14 protein-coding genes and 1 pseudogene are annotated in these 18,398 nt (G+C 65.4%); 10 read left to right on the forward strand and 5 right to left on the reverse strand.

Annotated elements, in window-relative coordinates:
• Nucleotides 1–11: 11 nt before the first annotated feature.
• On the forward strand, nucleotides 12–686 hold the full coding sequence (locus JOF57_RS16070; protein ID WP_209918058.1) for a winged helix-turn-helix transcriptional regulator: 675 nt from the start codon (nucleotides 12–14) through the stop codon (nucleotides 684–686).
• Between the two features lie 4 nt (nucleotides 687–690).
• Here the strand turns inward: JOF57_RS16070 and poxB are convergent, their stop codons facing one another.
• Both poxB and JOF57_RS16080 read right to left on the reverse strand, forming a co-directional pair.
• Nucleotides 691–2,427, reverse strand: a complete 1,737-nt coding sequence (gene poxB / locus JOF57_RS16075; protein WP_209918060.1) for a ubiquinone-dependent pyruvate dehydrogenase — start codon at nucleotides 2,425–2,427, stop codon at nucleotides 691–693.
• 69 nt (nucleotides 2,428–2,496) lie between these two features.
• Entirely contained in the window at nucleotides 2,497–3,264 is a 768-nt protein-coding gene (locus JOF57_RS16080; protein WP_209918062.1) for an SDR family NAD(P)-dependent oxidoreductase, read from the reverse strand.
• Between the two features lie 166 nt (nucleotides 3,265–3,430).
• On the opposite strand from JOF57_RS16080, the gene JOF57_RS16085 reads away from it, so the two are divergent.
• The 4 genes from JOF57_RS16085 to JOF57_RS16100 all read left to right on the forward strand — a co-directional run bounded on the left by JOF57_RS16085 (nucleotide 3,431) and on the right by JOF57_RS16100 (nucleotide 7,913).
• The gene (locus tag JOF57_RS16085; RefSeq protein WP_209918064.1) at nucleotides 3,431–3,811 is read left to right on the forward strand and encodes a GatB/YqeY domain-containing protein; all 381 of its coding nucleotides are present in this window, start codon (nucleotides 3,431–3,433) and stop codon (nucleotides 3,809–3,811) included.
• A gap of 21 nt (nucleotides 3,812–3,832) precedes the next feature.
• The gene (locus JOF57_RS16090; RefSeq protein WP_209918066.1) at nucleotides 3,833–5,356 is read left to right on the forward strand and encodes an ATP-dependent DNA ligase; all 1,524 of its coding nucleotides are present in this window, start codon (nucleotides 3,833–3,835) and stop codon (nucleotides 5,354–5,356) included.
• A 113-nt stretch (nucleotides 5,357–5,469) separates the two neighbouring features.
• On the forward strand, nucleotides 5,470–7,776 hold the full coding sequence (locus tag JOF57_RS16095; RefSeq protein ID WP_209918067.1) for a carbon starvation CstA family protein: 2,307 nt from the start codon (nucleotides 5,470–5,472) through the stop codon (nucleotides 7,774–7,776).
• The gene (locus JOF57_RS16100; RefSeq protein WP_216615863.1) at nucleotides 7,776–7,913 is read left to right on the forward strand and encodes a CstA-like transporter-associated (seleno)protein; all 138 of its coding nucleotides are present in this window, start codon (nucleotides 7,776–7,778) and stop codon (nucleotides 7,911–7,913) included. Before JOF57_RS16095 ends, JOF57_RS16100 begins: the two co-directional genes overlap by 1 nt.
• A 32-nt stretch (nucleotides 7,914–7,945) precedes the next feature.
• On the opposite strand, the gene JOF57_RS16105 is transcribed toward JOF57_RS16100, so the two are convergent.
• Entirely contained in the window at nucleotides 7,946–8,920 is a 975-nt protein-coding gene (locus JOF57_RS16105; RefSeq protein ID WP_209918070.1) for an alpha/beta fold hydrolase, read from the reverse strand.
• Nucleotides 8,921–9,112: 192 nt separating this feature from the next.
• On the opposite strand from JOF57_RS16105, the gene JOF57_RS16110 reads away from it, so the two are divergent.
• The 4 genes and pseudogenes from JOF57_RS16110 to JOF57_RS16125 form a co-directional block, all read left to right on the forward strand.
• Nucleotides 9,113–10,396, forward strand: coding sequence for an amidohydrolase family protein (locus JOF57_RS16110; RefSeq protein WP_209918071.1), 1,284 nt, complete (start codon nucleotides 9,113–9,115; stop codon nucleotides 10,394–10,396).
• A gap of 410 nt (nucleotides 10,397–10,806) precedes the next feature.
• On the forward strand, nucleotides 10,807–12,348 hold the full coding sequence (gene istA / locus JOF57_RS16115; RefSeq protein WP_209915645.1) for an IS21 family transposase: 1,542 nt from the start codon (nucleotides 10,807–10,809) through the stop codon (nucleotides 12,346–12,348).
• Between the two features lie 61 nt (nucleotides 12,349–12,409).
• Nucleotides 12,410–13,192 carry an IS21-like element helper ATPase IstB gene (gene istB, locus JOF57_RS16120; RefSeq protein WP_209912624.1) on the forward strand — a complete coding sequence of 261 codons (783 nt, stop codon included), beginning with the start codon at nucleotides 12,410–12,412 and terminating at the stop codon, nucleotides 13,190–13,192.
• A 155-nt stretch (nucleotides 13,193–13,347) separates the two neighbouring features.
• Nucleotides 13,348–14,409: pseudogene (locus tag JOF57_RS16125) on the forward strand (IS110 family RNA-guided transposase); the annotation flags it as partial.
• Nucleotides 14,410–14,439: 30 nt separating this feature from the next.
• Here the strand turns inward: JOF57_RS16125 and JOF57_RS16130 are convergent.
• Nucleotides 14,440–15,675 carry a cytochrome P450 gene (locus JOF57_RS16130; RefSeq protein ID WP_209918073.1) on the reverse strand — a complete coding sequence of 412 codons (1,236 nt, stop codon included), beginning with the start codon at nucleotides 15,673–15,675 and terminating at the stop codon, nucleotides 14,440–14,442.
• Entirely contained in the window at nucleotides 15,672–16,727 is a 1,056-nt protein-coding gene (locus JOF57_RS16135; RefSeq protein WP_209918076.1) for an LLM class F420-dependent oxidoreductase, read from the reverse strand. The genes JOF57_RS16130 and JOF57_RS16135 overlap by 4 nt, the downstream gene beginning before the upstream one ends.
• Nucleotides 16,728–16,885: 158 nt before the next feature.
• Between JOF57_RS16135 and JOF57_RS16140 the strand changes: the two genes are divergently transcribed.
• Nucleotides 16,886–18,382 (forward strand): acyl-CoA carboxylase subunit beta, encoded by a 1,497-nt coding sequence (locus JOF57_RS16140; RefSeq protein WP_209918078.1) that lies wholly within the window; start codon nucleotides 16,886–16,888, stop codon nucleotides 18,380–18,382.
• The last annotated feature ends 16 nt before the right edge of the window (nucleotides 18,383–18,398 follow it).

An 18,398-nucleotide genomic window follows, 5' to 3' on the forward strand; every position in this document is an offset into this window, starting at 1 on the left:
GAAGACCGCCGATGTCGACATATGGCCAGTTCTGTCCCGTGGCCAAGGCCATGGAATTGCTCGACGAACGCTGGACCTTGCTGGTGGTCCGGGAACTGCTGCGGGGCAGCGCGCACTTCAACGACCTGCGCCGCGGGGTGCCGAAGATGTCGCCGGCCCTGTTGTCCAAGCGGCTGAGGTCGTTGGCTCGTGCCGGGGTGATCGAGCGTTCCGAGGTCGACGGGCGGACAAGTTATTCGTTGACCCCGTGCGGTCAGGAACTTGCCGGTGTGGTCGACGCGCTCGGCTCGTGGGGGGTGCGGTGGATCGGTGAGCTGGGCGAGCAGGATCTCGACCCACACCTGCTGATGTGGGACATGCGCCGCACCATTGCGATCGCGGACTGGCCGCGGTCGCGCACCACGGTCGCGTTCGTCCTCGACGGTGTTGCACCCAAGGCGTCGAGGTGGTGGCTCACCGTGAGCGACGGGCAGGTCGATGTGTGCGATTTCGATCCCGGCTACGAACCTGCGGGGACCGTGCAGACCGACCTGCGCACGCTGGTCGAGATCTGGCGCGGCGATGTCGGCTGGGCCCGGGCGATCCTCGACGGCAGCGTCGCACTGTCAGGATCTGCCGACGTCCGCCATGCCATCCCGAAATGGCTGGGCCAGAGCACGGCGGCCGCGATTCCTCGGCCGGCCTGAGCGGTCAGTCCAGGATGCGGCGGGCGACGTTGGTGGTGACAAGATCCAGGAGTTCGTCGGCGCGTCCGGCCAGGATGGTGCGGATCGCGTAGAGCGAGAAGCCTTTGGCCTGTTCGACAGTGATCGCCGGTGGGATCGATAGTTCCTGGCGTGCGGTGTGCACGTCGATGAGGGCGGGGCCGTCGTGGGCGAAGGCGTCGGCGACGGCGCGTTCGAGGTCAGCCGGTTCGGTGACCCGCCGGCCGAAGATGCCCATCGCCGCAGCCACCGCGGCGAAGTCCGGGTTCACCAGGTCGGTGCCGAACGTGACGATGCCCGCGGCCTTCATCTCGAGCTCCACGAAGTTCAGCGACGAGTTGTTGAACACGATCAGCTTCACCGGGAGCTTGTTCTGGATCAGCGTCACCAATTCCCCGAACAGCATGGTCAGGCCGCCGTCACCGGCCAGGGCGACCACCTGCCGGTCAGGGAAGGCGGTCTGCGCGCCGATCGCGTGCGGAAGCGCATTGGCCATCGTGCCGTGGTTGAACGACCCGATCAGCCTGCGGCGGCCGTTCATGGTCAGGTACCGGGCCGCCCACACCACCGGGGAGCCGACATCGCAGGTGAACACCGCGTTGTCGGTCGCGAGCCGGTTTGCCACCGCGGCAACGTATTCCGGCCGGATCGGGGTCTTGTCGCGATCGTTGACGGCCAGTGAATCGAGCTGCGCTCGAGTCTTGCGGTAGTGCCGCAGTGAGCGGTCGAGATGCTCTCGGTCGGTCTTGGCGCGTAGCAGCGGCTGCAGTGTCGCCAGGGTGTCGGCGACACTGCCGCGCAGGCCGAGGTCGATCGGGGTTCGCCGGCCGAGGTTGCGGCCGCGGATGTCGACTTGAATGACGGTGGCGCTCTCGGGATAGAACTGTTGATACGGGAAGTCGGTGCCCAGCATCAGCAGTGTGTCGGCTTCTTTGATGGCCTTGTAGCCCGAGGCGAAACCGAGGAGTCCGGTCATGCCGACGTCGAACGGGTTGTCGTACTCGATGAATTCCTTGCCGCGCAACGCATGCACGATCGGGGCCTGCAGCGTCGAGGCGAGTTCGATCAGGGCGTCGTGTGCACCCGCCGCGCCCGCGCCACCGAGGATGGTGACCCGCTCGGCGGCGTTGAGGATGTCAGCGGCCCGACGGACCGACTCGTCGTCGGGACGCACGACAGATCGGGAGGGCCGCACCGGGCAGGTGGTCCAGCCGGCCTCCCCCGCGCGTTGCAGGAAGATCTCGCCGGGGATGACGACGACGGCGACGCCGTTCTCCTCGACTGCCGCCCGCATTGCCATCTCGAGGATGCGGGGCGCCATCTCGGGGGTGCTGACGAGTTCGCAGTAGACGCTGCACTCGCGGAAGAGGTCCTGCGGGTGGGTCTCCTGGAAGTACTCCGACCCGATCTCGGTGCGCGGAATGTGCGCGGCGATCGCCAGCACGGGAACGCGGCTGCGCTGCGCGTCGAACAGCCCGTTGATGAGGTGCAGGTTGCCCGGGCCGCAACTGCCTGCACACACGGCCAGTTGGCCGGTCAGTGCGGCATCGGCCGCCGCGGCGAAGGCGGCGGTCTCCTCATGCCGGACGTGCTGCCAGGTGATCTCGCCGCTACGCCGGAGGGCGTCGGTAAATCCGTTGAGGCTGTCACCGGGGAGGCCGTAGACCCGCCGTACCCCGCTCAGGGTCAGTGCGGAGATGACTTGGTCTGCGATGGTCGCCATCACGCCTCCCGGTGTGCGATTTCGGGGTGATCAGCGGCGCTGAGCGCCGCTGATCACCCCGAAATCACTCTACTTGGGGGCGAAGCGCTGGCCGGCGTCCAGACGCAGGCACTGGCCGTTGAGCATCGGGTTCTCGGCGATCGCGACGGCGAGCTTGGCGTACTCCTCGGGCTTGCCCAGACGCTTGGGGAACGCGGCGTCCTTGGTCAGCACTGAGGCGAACTCGTCGGGAATGCCCTCGGTCAGGCCGGTGGCGAACAGGCTCGGGGCAATGGCCAGGACCCGGATGCCCAGGCTGCCCAGGTCGCGCGCCATGGTCAGGCACATCCCGGCGATGGCAGCCTTGGACGCGGTGTAGGCGACCTGGCCGATCTGTCCCTCGAACGCCGCGATGGAAGCGGTGTTGATGATGACGCCGCGCTCTTCGGCCTCTTCGTCGACGGGCTCGTTCTTGCTCATGTGCCAGGCCGCGAGCCGGCTGATGTTGAACGTGCCGATCAGGTTGAGGTCGATGGTGGAGCGGAACGAGTCCAGGCTGTGCGGGCCGTCCTTCTTGATGGTGCGCTCACCGATGCCGCCACCGGCGGTGGTCACGATGATGTGCAGACCACCCAGGTCCGCGACGGCCTGCTCCAGCACCTTCTCGGTGCCGTCGAAGTCGGTGACGTCGACTGCGGCGAACGTACCGCCGATCGCGTCGGCCACTTCCTGGCCCTTGGACTGCGGCCGGTCCAGCACGACCACAGTGGCGCCGCGCTTGGCCAGCGCCTCAGCGGTAGCGCGGCCGAAGCCCGACGCACCGCCGACGACGATAGCCTTCTTGCCTTCGATCTCCATCTAGCTTCCTTTCCAAAAATGACCGGAATCGTAAAGCAACTTATCCCATCGACCCTTCCGGTAAGCCTTTCGGGTTCGTCATTCCTGCTACGTTGCACCTCCCCCGCGCCGTGAGCGTGCGTAAATCTCTCGACGCCACTGGGCAGCCCGGCTAGGTTCGCCTGCCATGACACCTGCACAGCATTGGCGCGACCGGTTGCGCGAGTCCCTGCTGTCGGCACGCAAGTCCCGCGACACCGTCAGCGTCGCCGCGATCCGATCAGCATTGAGTGCCATCGACAACGCCGAGACGCCGCAAGCCGATCAGACCGATACCCGCATCGGTGGACCGATCGCGGGCGCGGTGTCCGGTGTGGGCGCGACCGAGGCCGCCCGCCGGATACTCAGTGATGCCGAAATTCGTGGCCTCATTCACGCCGAGGTCGATGAACGTCTCACCGCGGCAGATCAATACGTCGCGAACGGGCATCACGAGCGGGCAGCGGATCTGCAATCGCAGGCCGCCGTCCTGACCCGGGTACTGGGCCAAACGCCGGAGGATGTCTGAGCCCAGTGGCACGCTGAGGGCGTGTTGCTCGCTGACCTCGCCGCCGCATCTGCCGACATCGCGGGATCCTCGGCGCGGCTGGCGAAGATCGACCGTATCTCGACCCTGCTGGCCGTCGCCGCCGCCGAGGGAGATGCCCGCACGGTGGCGGTCACGGTGTCGTGGCTGTCCGGCGAACTCCCCCAGCGCCAGATCGGTGTCGGCTGGGCCGCGTTGCGCGCACTGCCGGCACCGGCGGAGATCCCCGCGTTGACCGTCACCGGGGTCGACGCCGCATTCACCGAGATCAAAGGAATCGCAGGCAAGGGCTCTCAGACACTGCGCGCCGGTGCGGTGCGCGACCTTTTCGGGGCCGCCACGGACACCGAGCAGACGTTCCTGCGGCGACTCCTGGGCGGCGACCTGCGTCAGGGCGCCCTGACCGGGGTGATGGCCGACGCGGTGGCCCGCGCATCGGGAATCCCAGCAGCCGAGGTCCGGCGCGCGGCCATGCTCGCCGGTGATCTGCCCGCGGTGGCTGCCGCGGCGTTGACCGGCGGCGGCGACGCGCTTGCCGAATTCCGGTTGCAGGTCGGACGCCCGGTCGGGCCGATGCTCGCGCAGACCGCGACCGGCGTCGCCGACGCACTCGAACGGCTCGGCGGTACAGCGATTCTGGAGGCCAAACTGGACGGCGCCCGCGTGCAGATCCACCGCAAGGGCTCGGAGGTGTCGGTCTTCACGCGCAGCCTCGACGAAGTCACCCACCGACTGCCCGAGGTGGTCGAGGCGACGCTGGTACTGCCGGCGACCGATCTGATTGCCGACGCCGAGGCCATCGCCCTGCGGCCCGACGGACGACCGCAGCCGTTTCAGGTCACCGCAGCCCGGTTCGGCCGCAAGACCGCCAACGATCTCGAACCGTTGTCGGTCTTCATCTTCGATCTGCTGCACGTCGACGGCCGGGATCTGCTCGATCTGCCCACCGAAGAACGGCTGGCCGCGCTCGACGCGTTGGTACCCCGAGACCGGCGCGTCGACCGCATCGTCACCGCCGATGCCGCGGTCGCGCGGCAGTTCCTGGATCGCACCCTCGAAGCCGGTCACGAGGGCGTGATGGTGAAGTCGCCGACGGCACCGTATGAGGCCGGCCGCCGCGGATCGGGCTGGCTCAAGGTCAAGCCCGTACACACCCTGGACCTGGTGGTGCTGGCGGTTGAGCGGGGGTCGGGCCGGCGCACCGGCAAGCTGTCCAACATCCACCTGGGCGCCCGGGATCCGGACACCGGCGGATTCGTGATGCTGGGCAAGACATTCAAGGGCATGACCGACGCGATGCTGGCATGGCAGACCGAGCACTTCCACGAACTACAGATCGAGGACGACGGCTGGGTGGTCACCGTGCGGCCCGAGCAGGTCGTCGAGATCGCCTTCGACGGGGTCCAGCGGTCGAGCCGGTATCCGGGCGGCGTCGCGCTGCGCTTCGCCAGGGTGCTGCGCTACCGGGACGACAAGACCCCGGATCAGGCGGACACGATCGACACCGTGCGGGCATTCCTGACCTGACGCGATCCGTCGGCCCGATTAAGGTGCGGAAACCGGGATTCGATGCCGCGCGGTTTGGCGCGGTGAAAAGATCACACCCGACGCGTACGACACTGGGCGAACGAGGAGAGACTGTGGCAACACCGGAGGCCCCACCGGCGGATCGCATCGAGGAGCACGACGGCGACGTCACCTATATCCGCACCGACAAAGACCTTCCGCCGGTGGCGATCATCGACCGCTCTCCCATCACCGCCAAGCACAAGGCGATCTTCGCGACCGTTGCGGTGCTGGGTGCGGTCGCCTGGGCAGTGATCGCCTTCTTCCGTGGTGAGACCGTCAACGCGGTCTGGTTCGTGATCGCCGCGATCTGCACCTACGTCATCGGGTTCCGGTTCTACGCCCGGCTGATCGAGATGAAGATCGTCCGACCTCGCGACGACAATGCCACTCCGGCAGAGCTTTTCGACAACGGCACGGACTACATGCCGACCGACCGGCGCGTGTTGTTCGGTCATCACTTCGCCGCGATCGCCGGGGCCGGCCCGCTGGTCGGCCCTGTACTGGCCATGCAGATGGGCTATCTGCCCGGCACGATCTGGATCATCATCGGCGCCGTCGTGGCCGGCTGTGTACAGGACTACCTGGTGCTGTCGATCTCGGTGCGCCGGCGCGGGCGTTCGCTCGGTCAGATGGCGCGCGACGAGCTCGGTCTGGTCGGTGGCGTCGCGGCGATCGTCGGCGTGCTGGTCATCATGGTGATCCTGCTGGCGGTCCTGGCGCTGGTGGTGGTCAACGCCCTGGCGGAAAGCCCCTGGGGGGTGTTCTCGATCGCGATGACCATCCCGATCGCCATCTTCATGGGCCTGTATCTGCGCTTCTTCCGCCCCGGCCGAGTCTCGGAAGTGTCCCTCATCGGTGTTGCGCTGCTGCTGCTCGCGGTCATCTCCGGCGGCTGGGTGGCCGAAACCTCTTGGGGTGCTGACTGGTTCACGCTGTCGAAGGTCACCCTGTCGTGGTGCATCATCGTCTACGGCCTGGCTGCCTCGGTGCTGCCGGTGTGGTTCCTGTTGGCCCCCCGCGACTACCTGTCGACGTTCATGAAGGTCGGCACCATCGCACTGCTGGCCGTGGGAATCCTGATCGCCCAGCCGGTGATGCAGGCGCCCGCGATCTCGCAGTTCGCCACCAGCGGCACCGGTCCGGTCTTCGCCGGATCCTTGTTCCCGTTCCTGTTCATCACCATCGCCTGCGGTGCACTGTCGGGCTTTCACGCGCTGATCTCCTCGGGCACCACGCCCAAGTTGCTGGAGAAGGAAAGCCAGATGCGGCTGATCGGCTACGGCGGCATGCTCACCGAATCGTTCGTCGCGATCATGGCCTTGATCACCGCGGCAATCCTCAATCAGCATCTGTACTTCGCGATCAACGCACCGACGGCGGCCACCGGCACCACCGCGCAGACCGCGGCCGATTACGTCAACGGGCTCGGCCTGTCCGGTCAGCCGATCACGCCCGAGGAGATCACCGCGGCCGCCGACGGTGTCGGTGAACACTCGATCGTGTCCCGCACCGGCGGTGCCCCCACCCTGGCCTTCGGCATGTCCGAGGTGCTGCATCAAGTGTTCGGCGGGGAAAGCCTCAAGGCGTTCTGGTACCACTTCGCGATCATGTTCGAGGCCTTGTTCATCCTCACCACCGTCGACGCAGGCACCCGGGTGGCCCGGTTCATGTTGTCCGACGGGCTCAGTAATCTCGGTGGTCCGCTGAAGAAACTGCGCAATCCCAGCTGGCGGCTCGGCGCGTGGGTCTGCAGCCTCATCGTCGTCGCCGCCTGGGGGTCGATTCTGCTGATGGGTGTGACGGACCCGCTGGGCGGCATCAACACCTTGTTCCCACTGTTCGGCATCGCCAACCAACTGCTGGCCGCGATCGCGCTGACGGTGGTGACCGTGGTGGTGATCAAGCGCGGTTTGGTGAAGTGGGCCTGGATTCCCGGTCTCCCGTTGCTGTGGGATCTCACCGTGACGATGACGGCGTCATGGCAGAAGATCTTCTCCGCCGATCCGAAAGTCGGTTACTGGAAGCAGCATTCGCAGTACGTCGCGGCTCAGGAGGCCGGGAAGTCGACATTCGGCGCGGCGAAGAACCCCGATCAGATCGACGCGGTCATCCGCAACACCTTCATCCAGGGCACCCTGTCGGTGGTCTTCGCGGTGCTGGTGCTGATCGTGTTCATCGCCGGCGTCGTCGTGGCACTGCGGGCGCTTCGTGGCGCCGGTCCAGCGCTGGCGCTGGACGAGGAGGTGCCGTCGCGGACCTTCGCGCCGTCAGGCTTGATCGCCACTCCGGTCGAGAAGGAGGTGCAGAAGCAGTGGGACGCCTTGGACAGAGCACACGTCAGGCCGCACGCCACATCGGGTGGTACTGGTCAACATTGATGGGCGACAACCATTATCGGCGCTACGTCGCGCATCGAGAGCGCACCCATCCGGGTGAGCCGGTGCTGTCCGAGCGGGACTACTGGAAGATGCGGCACCGCAACACGGAGGCCAACCCGGGAGCGCGCTGCTGCTGACCGGAGGCGCTCACCGCGACCAGGGGTATCGGTCAGTACACCAGCACGGCGCCGTCGGGTTTTCCGTCAAGGGTGCCGATGTCGAGGTCGGTGCCGTTGGCGGTGAGCCGGACGATCTGCGCCAACTGCTGCGGATTGTCGTTCTGGGGGTAGTGGTCCGCCGTCGGCAATAGCCAGAAATGGTTACGCCCGGGCTTGTCACGCAGGTGTTCGGCCCATATGTGGTTGGCCACGCGGACCGGGGCGATGTTGTCGTGAAGTCCCCACACCAGTGTCGTGTTCACCGAGCTGGCCGCGAGCGCCTCAAGCCACTCGCTCTCCCCTTTCGCGCGCTCATTCAGATACTGAATGGTGTCCGGGAGGACGCGGATCTGATCGTTGTAGGCGAAAGTCTGTGCCAGTGCGACGATTTCCGGGTCGTCGGCGGGGCGGCGAGGCATGAACGTCCCCATTCCGAGTCCCGCTGCCAGCATTTCGGGGGTGACCGCCTCCGCGGTGGCGCGCCCGTTCTGCGGGTCCAGGATCGCTTTCTGGAAGTCCGTCAGATTCGCCAGCGGCAGGTACACGTTGCCGTTGGTGATGATCAGATTGTCCGGTACCGCACCGCCTGCATCGGTGAGCATGCCCAGCGCGATGAGGCCGACACTGTCCCCGCGATCGTGGGTGAGCATGGTGTAACTGCTGAGCTGCCAGATTTCGGTGATCGCGTGCTCGAGCAGCCGGGCATCGTCGAACAGTGAGTAGACATATGGTGCGGGCGGCTTCTCCGACAACCCGTAGCCCGGGAAGTCCAGTACGAAAATGTCGAATTCGGCTCTGAGTTCTTGTGTCACGGCGTAGAAATCGATGCTGGATGTGGGGAATCCGTGCACACAGACCAGCGCGGGCGCACCCACTGTGCCCAGGCGGTGCACAGCGATGCGGACCTCTCGGTCCTCATTGGCCGGGGTCGCCGAGGACCAGAGCATCTCGGTTACGTCGCGGCGCCATTCGTCGAAAATATCCATTCGCGGTTCCCCTTCGCACAATGTTGCGGTGGCCCGGCCGCTAACCCCACGTTCCGACTCCACGAACGCCAGCGTAGCCAGATCTCGATGGTGAAACGGCCCGGATACATCGATCCAACCCCGGGTCAACTGGCCGCTGCCGGGGATATACTGTGGGCCATACCGTAAGGCAGTCGTGAATGGAGCGCGTTCGTGAATAAAGACGACATGATCCTGATCAGCGTGGACGATCACATCGTCGAACCACCTGACATGTTCAAGAACCACCTGCCCAAGAAATATGCCGACGAGGCACCGCGGCTGGTCCACAATCCGGACGGCAGCGACACCTGGCAGTTCCGCGACATCGTCATCCCCAACGTCGCGCTCAACGCCGTTGCCGGCCGACCCAAGGAGGAGTACGGCCTGGAACCCCAGGGCCTCGACGAGATCCGCAAGGGCTGTTACAACGTCGATGAGCGCGTCAAGGACATGAACGCCGGCGGCATTCTCGGCTCGATCTGCTTCCCGTCTTTCCCCGGTTTCGCCGGTCGCCTGTTCGCGACCGAGGATCCCGAGTTCTCGCTGGCACTGGTGCAGGCTTACAACGACTGGCACATCGATGAGTGGTGCGGCGCCTACCCGGCCCGCTTCATCCCGATGGCGATTCCGGTGATCTGGGACGCCGAGGCGTGCGCAGCCGAGGTGCGCCGGGTGTCGAAGAAGGGCGTGCACGCCCTGACCTTCACCGAGAATCCGGCCGCGATGGGCTACCCGAGCTTCCACGACGACTACTGGACCCCGCTGTGGAAGGCGTTGTGCGACACCAACACCGTGCTCAATGTGCACATCGGGTCGTCGGGCAAGCTGGCCATCACCGCCCCCGACGCGCCGCTGGACGTGATGATCACCCTGCAGCCGATGAACATCGTGCAGGCGGCCGCGGACCTGTTGTGGTCCAAGCCGATCAAGGACTATCCGGATCTGAAGATCGGGCTTTCCGAGGGCGGCACCGGCTGGATTCCCTACTTCCTGGAACGCGCGGACCGCACCTACGAGATGCATTCCACCTGGACCAAGCAGGACTTCGGCGGCAAGGTCCCCAGCGAGGTGTTCCGCGAACACTTCCTGACCTGCTTCATCTCCGACCCGGTCGGGGTGACCCTGCGCAACAAGATCGGCATCGACAACATCTGCTGGGAAGCCGACTACCCGCACAGCGACTCGATGTGGCCCGGCGCCCCCGAGGAACTGTGGGACGTGCTGACCGAGAACAACGTTCCTGATCACGAGATCAACAAGATGACGTACGAGAACGCCATGCGCTGGTACTCGTTCGACCCGTTCACCCACATCGCGCGCGAGCAGGCGACCGTCGGAGCGCTACGCAAAGCCGCTGAGGGCCATGATGTTTCGATCCAGGCACTGAGCCATCACGAGCAGGGCACCCGCGGTGATGCACTACACGCCGCAGCGAAGGCGAACTCGGGCGAGTAGTCACCTTCTCCCGCGAGCAGACATAGAACTGCCCCTTTTCGAGCGAAAAGGGGCAGTTTTATGTCTCAGTGTCAGTCTGGCAATTGCCGCGTTGCGGTGGTTGGGTCTGGATCATCTGGTGTCTGGCTCATTTTGTGTCTGCCGCCCCTTTGGTGGGTTGGCGTTGAGCAGTAGTGCCGGCATCAGATGTGAAGGACCGGACGGCGTGACTTGATAGGAGCGTGGCTGTCAGCGGTCACGTAATTCCCCCAGCTTGAGGGTCGTCCGTCACGGAATTCCCCCACCCCGTCTGTCACGTAATTCCGCCACCCGGGCGGTGTGGCAGCCGCTCGTGGGCCTCGTAGGCAGGTTCGCTCGACTCACGGTTCGACTCGTGAGGAAGGGCGCCGATGGCGAGGAGAAGTTTCGACGTGTTCGACCTGATCGAGTTGTTGACCCATTGGCATGCGGGTCGGTCCCAGCGCCAGCTCGCGGAGAGTTTGGGCATCGACCGCAAGACCATCGCAAAGTATCTGGCGCCGGCGATCGCGGAGTCACTGACCCCCGGCGGAGTGCCGATCACCGAGACGGCGTGGGCGGCCCATGTCGGCCGGTGGTTCCCCGAGATCGCCGACCCCGGCCTGCGGGCCACGACCTGGCCCGGGATCGAGGTGCACCGCGACCGGATCCGTGACTGGCTCAAAGCCGAGGTCAGTGCGGCGACGGTGGCGCAGCGGCTGCGCGACGAGCATGGCGTTGCCGCCTCGGAATCCTCAGTGCGCAGGTGGATCTCGGGGAACCTTTCCGAGGAGGCGGCCCGCAACAAGGTGACCGTGCCGCGCGGGCCGGTGCCGGCGGGCAGCGAAGCCCAGATCGACTACGGCAAGCTCGGGATGTGGTTCGACCCGGTCAGCGGTCGACGCGTCACGGTGTGGGCGTTCGTGATGGTGCTGGCTCACTCACGGCACCTGTTCGTCCAACCGGTCCTGAAGATGCATCAATCCTCCTGGTGCGCTTCGCATGTGGCGGCGTTCGAGTTCTTCGGGGGTGTCCCGGCCCGGCTGGTCCCGGACAACCTGAAGACCGGTGTCACTCGACCGGATCTCTATGACCCGAAGATCAACAAGGCCTACGCCGAGCTGGGTGCGCACTACGGCTGCCTGGTCGATCCGGCGCGGGCGAACAAGCCGAAGGACAAACCACGCGTCGAGCGGCCGATGCAATACGTTCGGGACTCGTTCTGGCGGGGTCGGGAGTTCACCTCGCTGGAGCAGATGCAGGCCGCCGCGGTGGCGTGGTGCCGTGAGGTCGCCGGGGTGCGACAGTCGCGGGCGCTGGACGGTGAGCAACCCGGGTTCGTCTTCGCCACCGTCGAACGACGTGCATTATTACCGTTGCCTCAGAACGCATTTCAGCTCGCGGTGTGGTCGACGGGCAAGGTCGCCACCGACTGCCACGTCAAGGTCGGCAAGGCGCTGTACTCGGTTCCGTGGCGGCTGATGGGCCAGCAGGTCCATGCTCGCACCTGCGGTGACATCGTGCAGATCGTGCACGGCGGTGACGTGGTGGCCACCCACGTCACCCATCACCGCGGGCGGGCCACCGACTTTGAGCACTACCCGCCGGAGAAGATCGCCTTCACGATGCGCAACCCGACCTGGTGCCGCCGGGTGGCCGCCGAGGTCGGACCGGCCTGCACCCAGGTCATCGCCGAGTTCATGGAAGTCAACGCCATCCACCGGTTGCGCAGCGCCCAAGGCGTCCTCGCACTGCGCAAGACCGTCGGCGACGTCCGCCTGGAGGCCGCCTGCGCCCGTTCGATAGCTGTGGGCGATCCGAGCTACCGCACCGTCAAGGGGATCCTGGTCGCCGGCACCGAACTCGACGGCATTCCCGAATCCGCCGCCCCGCAGGCCGCGGCCCATCTGCGCGGACCGCAAGCATTCGACACCACCACCGGCGAGACCGCGTAACCACCGCATCGTATCTGACTGTCAATCAACATCATTCGATCAGAACCAAGGACATCAACCTATGAGCAGCATTCTCGACCCCGCCCTGCGCAATGCGCTACGCACCCTCAAACTCACCGGCATGCTCGACACCCTCGACACCCGGCTGGCCCAAACCCGCGACGGCACCCTCGGACACCTCGACTTCCTCCAAGTTCTCTGCGAAGACGAGATCGCCCGCCGCGAATCCGCCGCCCTCACCCGGCGCATCCGCCGAGCCCGCTTCGAGGAACAATCGACCTTCGAATCCTTCGACTTCACCGCCAACACCAAACTGCCCGCCGCGATGCTGCGAGACCTGGCCGCACTGCGGTGGCTCGACGCCGCCGAATCAGTCATCCTCTACGGACCCGTCGGCGTCGGGAAAACCCATATGGCACAAGCACTTGGCCACGCCGTAGCCCGCCGCGGCGGCGACGTCCGCTTCGCCAAGACCTCCCGGGTGCTCTCCGACCTCGCCGGCGGTCACGCCGATCGCACCTGGGGTCAACGCATCCGCGAATACACCAAACCGCTCGTGCTCATCCTCGACGACTTCGCCATGCGCGAGCACACCGCGATGCACGCCGACGACCTCTACGAGTTGATCTCCGACCGCGCCGTCAACGGCAAACCGCTCATCCTGACCTCCAACCGATCACCAAAGGACTGGTACAACCTGTTCCCCAACCCCGTCGTCGCCGAGTCACTGCTCGACCGGTTGATCAATACCAGCCACCAAATCCTGATGGACGGCCCTAGCTACAGACCCCGAAAAAGACCCGGCGCTAGCGCGCCGGTAGACAACACCAAGCCATCCCGGTAGACCTACACCGAGGCCCACCGGTGGCGGAATTACGTGACGGACACCCCGGGGGAATTACGCGACGGTCGACACGTGGCATCGCCCCCGACTGAGAAGTGTCCGCCGACCGGCCCAACCTCAACACACCCTCTTCATGACTGAAGGAGGCAACCATCATGGTTGTTGTTGGAGCCGATGTACACAAGTCCACCCACACCTTTGTCGCGGTCGATGAGGTCGGGTGCAAGCTCGGCGAGAAGACCGTCAAGGCCACCACTGATGGGCATCGCAAGGCCATCATGTGGGCCCGCGAGCAGTTCGGTGTCGAGTTGATCTGGGGCATCGAGGACTGCCGCAACATGTCGGCACGGCTGGAGCGTGACCTGCTCGGTGCGGGGCAGAAGGTGGTGCGGGTACCCACCAAACTGATGGCCGCCACCCGCAAGTCCGCGCGCGCTCGAGGCAAGTCCGATCCGATCGATGCGCTTGCGGTGTCGCGGGCAGTGCTGCGCGAACCTGATCTGCCGGTCGCTTCGCACGACGAAGTGTCGCGGGAGTTCAAGTTGTTGACTGATCGTCGTGATGTTCTTGTGGGACAACGGACCTCGGCGATCAACCGGGTGTTGTGGCATGTTCATGACCTCGATCCCGAGTGGGCCGCCGCGTTGGGCTCACTGACTGCTCTCAAGCATCAGAAGGCCCTGATGGTGTGGCTGGCCGAGCGGCCCGGTGTGGTCGCTGAAATCGCCCGCGCTGAGGTGGGCGACATCATCCGGCTCACCAGTGAGATCAACACCTTGACCAACCGCTTGGCGGCCAGCATCGGCCAGGTCGCACCGACGCTGCTGGCGATTCCTGGCTGCGCGGAGCTCTCGGCGGCCAAGATCGTCGGCGAGGTCGCCGGCATCGGCCGGTTCACAAGTGAGGCAGCGTTTGCCTGCCATACCGGGGTTGCGCCCATCCCGGCGTGGTCTGGGGCCAGTGCCGGGCAGATGCGGTTAAGCCGGGCCGGCAACCGTCAACTCAACGCCGCCATCCACCGCATCGCCCTGACCCAGATTCGGATGACCGGCAGCCTCGGGCAGATCTACTTCCAAAAACTGATCGAGACCGGGAAAACCAAACGCGCGGCGCTGCGCTGCGTCAAACGCCGAATCGCTCGCCGCGTCTACCAAGCCCTACGCCGCGACGCCCACGACCACCAAAACCCAGTCAAGCCGCCACAATCAGTGGCGGCTTGACATAGGAGCTATTGCTCGGCGCTCCTCTTAACGCAGCGAATACCGCACCGGCAGGTGCTTGAGACCTCCGACGAACGTGGTGGCCATGTGCTGCGGTACGCCGGTGAGCTCCGCGGACCGCAACCGCGGTAGAAGCTCGGAGAAGAAGCTGTTGATCTCCATCCGGGCCAGTGCGGCACCGAGGCAGAAATGCACACCGTAGCCGAACGCGATGTGTTTGTTGGGATCTCGCCCGACGTCGAAGCGGAACGGATCGCCGAAGACGTCCTCGTCGCGGTTACCCGAGACATAGGACAGCAGCACCGACTCGCCCTTCGAAATGCGTACACCGCGAATCTCGTAGTCCCGTTGCGCGGTGCGCATGAACTCCTTGACCGGTGTCGTCCAGCGGACCATCTCCTCGACTGCCAGCGGCATCAGACTCATGTCGTTCTGCAGCCGGGCCAGTTGGTCGGGATTCTGCAGCAGCGCGTGCATACCACCAGAAATGCTGGCACTGCTGGTGTCGTGGCCGGCAGCGGCGATGATCGCGTAATAGGAAACCGTGTCGATATCGGACAGCGGCTCCCCGTCCAGGGTGGCGTTGGCGATCGTCGAAGCCAAGTCGTCGGTCGGATTCGCCCGACGCGAGGCGGTCAGTTCGGTGAAGTACTGGAACATCTCGAGCAGCGCCATGCCCTGCTCCTCCATGCTGGTGCCGCGCTTGAACTCGTCGTCGTCGCTGCCGAACAGCTCCTGGGTGAGCTTGAGCATGAACGCAAAGTCGGACTCGGGCACACCGAGCAGTGTCATGATCATGTACAGCGGATAGTTCACGGCGACCTGCTGCACGAAATCGCATTCCGGCCCCTCATCGACCATTCTGTCGACGAACCGCTTGGCCAGTTCGTCGGCGCGATCCTTCAACGCGCGCATGGCCTTTGGCCGAAACCAGTTGGCTCCGATGGCCCGCAGGTCGCGGTGCAGTGGGTCGTCGGTGTGGATCAACGTCCGGATTCCGATCGCGGCCTGCTGCTCGTCACCCTCGCGGGTGACCAGGACCGGGCGCGGCGAGTTGGTGAAGATGTCGTTGGCACGCTCGATCTCCATGATGTCTGCGTGCTTGGTGATCGCCCAGAAGGGGGCATAGTCGGGCACCTCGACCCAGGACACCGGGGCGTTGGCCCGCAGGTGGGTCAGGTCCGCGTGAAGTGTCACCTCGTCGGCGTACGCCGAGGGGGTGGCGAACATCTTGGCGACGTCGTCGATGGTCCGGACGGTCATACGTTGCTCCTCACTGGCGGGCACTCACGAAATTCCTGCAGCACCGCGTTGACGGTTTCCGGGGAAACCGCGGCGGGAAAGCCGGGCAGCACGCGGTCGATGACGCCGTCGCAACGGCGCCGCAGCGCAGCGGCCAACTCGGGGATGGGGGCCACCACGGCGAATGCGTCCAGCACGTCGTCGTCGATGAGCTCGCCCATTGCGTCCCACCGGCCGGCCAACGACAGTCGGTGCAGTTCGGTGTGCAGATCACCCCAGCCGTGCAGTTCCAGAACTTTGCGGTATGCGGGTGTCGAGCCGTAGAACGCAAGCTGTTTGCGGGTCGCGACCGATGCCGCGGCCATCTCCTGCTCGTCAGCGCCGGTCACGATGAACACCGGACAGGACAGCTCGAAGTCACGACGGTCACGCCCACTTCGGTCCATCCCGCGCTGTAGCGCGGCCGTGGTCACCTCGTCCAGATAGCGCCGCGTGGTGAACGCGTGGGCCAGTAGCCCATCGGCTACCTCACCGGACACCTCGGTCATCAATTCGCCCACCGCCGCCAGGAACACCTTGGGGAACGGAAGCGTCGACGGCTCCGGGGTGAACATCGGCGTCATGATCTTGTGGGTGTAGAACTCACCCTCGAACCGCAGCTTCGAACCGTCGCGCCAACAACTCCAAATCGCCTGCAGCGCTTCGACGTACTCGCGCATCCGGCGGGCTGGATGGCTCCACGGCATACTGAACCGTTTCTCGATGTGCGGCTGGATCTGGGTACCGAGTCCGAGGATGAAACGTCCGCCCGAGTAGGTCTGCAGGTCCCAGCCCAGCTGGGCCATCGTCATCGGATTGCGCGCAAAGGCTACGGCGATGCTGGTGCCGATCTGCATCCGCTCGGTGTGCTCGGCCGCGATCGCCAAGGGTAGGAACGGGTCGTGGTTGATCTCGCCGGTCCAGCATCCGTCGTAGCCGTGAGCTTCCAGCTCGCGGGCGATGTCCGGAACCTCGGCCAGCCGGCTGGGAACGCCGCGATCGATCTTGATGCCTCGTGGAACCTCGTCACTCATCGCTGGTGTGCGCCTTTGCCACGTTGTCCCGCCATGTGCATACCGACCACCCGATCGACGCTACAGTAAGCAATTCAGTATGGTCAACGGCGGTAGGCTTGGACACCCGATGACGAACGCTCGACACGTGAGGACAGTGGCATGACAAGGACGTCGGCATGACGAACGACCCGGAGTGGAAGGAAACGCTCGAGGATCTCGCTCGCCGGCGTGAGCACACGTTCGGCATGGGTGGTCCCGAACGGGTGGCCAAGCATCACGGCAAGGGCAAGCTCGATGCCCGGGCGCGGGTCGCACGACTGCTGGATCCCGGCACCTTTCAAGAATTCGGGACACTGGTCGGCGGCGACATCGCCGCCGACGGCCTCATCGCGGGAGCGGGTCGCATCGACGGCACACCGGTAATGGTGGGCGCCGAAGATTTCACCACGCTGGCCGGCAGCATCGGACCGGGGGGCAACGCCAAACGGTATCGGCTCGCAGAGTTGGCCCTACGCAACAAGATCCCGCTGGTGATGTTGTTGGAGGGCGCGGGTTTTCGCCCCAGCGGTGAGCACTACGGACGGACACCGACCGACCTGATCGCGCAGGCGAGATGTTCGGGAAAGGTGCCGACGATATCGGCAATCCTCGGCCCGTCGGCCGGCCATGGCGCCTTGGTGGCCCCAGTGTGCGACTTCAGCATCATGAGCCATCAGGGAGCGATCTTCACCGCCGGGCCACCGGTGGTGAAAGAGTCCACCGGAGAGGACATTTCGAAGGAGGATCTCGGCGGTCCGACCGTGGCACTGGCCAGCGGCGTGATTCACAACTACGCCGAGGACGACGAGACGGTCATCGACGACATCCGCCGTTACCTGTCCTACTTCCCGTCCAGCGCATGGTCGTATCCACCGACCCGGCTTGCCGACGACACCGCAGACCCGAGACCCACGCCGGAGATTCTCGATATCGTGTCCCGCGACAACCGCCAGATCTACGACATGCGCGCGGTGATCGACGAGATCTTCGACCGGCCCGACTGGTTCGAGGTGCAGCCGAAATTCGGTCGGGCGATCATCTGCGCGCTGGCCCACCTGGGTGGCTATCCGGTCGCGGTGGTGGCCAATCAGCCCCAGGTGACGGCCGGTTCGATCGACGCCGACGCCGCCGACAAGGCAGCCCATTTCATCACCGTGGCTGACTCGTTCCACCTACCGATCGTGTTCCTCGCCGACAACCCCGGCATGCTGCCGGGCAGCCAGTCCGAGCGCAGCGGCGTATTGCGCAGCGGGGCACGCATGTTTGCCGCCCAGACCGCCGCGACAACACTCAAACTGCACGTGACGCTGCGCAAGGCCTTCGGATTCGGCTCGATGGTCATGTCGCTGCTGGGTTTTGACGATCAGGTCGCGACGTTCGCCTACCCCGGGGCCACGATGGGCGCCATGGGTGCGGCTGCACTCAGCGCCGCCACCCACGCCGGCGAGGACTACGCCGAGGTGCTCAAGAAGATGGAACTGGAGGCGTCCTTCCGGTCGGCGGGCCATCTCGGTTTCGATGAGCTCATCTCCCCCGAAGAAACCCGCAACGCCCTGTTGGTCACCCTGCAGCACGGCATCTTCAGCCGTCAGGCGGTCGCCGAACCCGTGTATCGCACCTTGATCACTCCCTAACCATCTCCCGCGAGCA

Origin of the sequence: Mycolicibacterium lutetiense (assembly GCF_017876775.1) — a bacterium.
Classification (GTDB): Bacteria; Actinomycetota; Actinomycetes; order Mycobacteriales; family Mycobacteriaceae; genus Mycobacterium; species Mycobacterium lutetiense.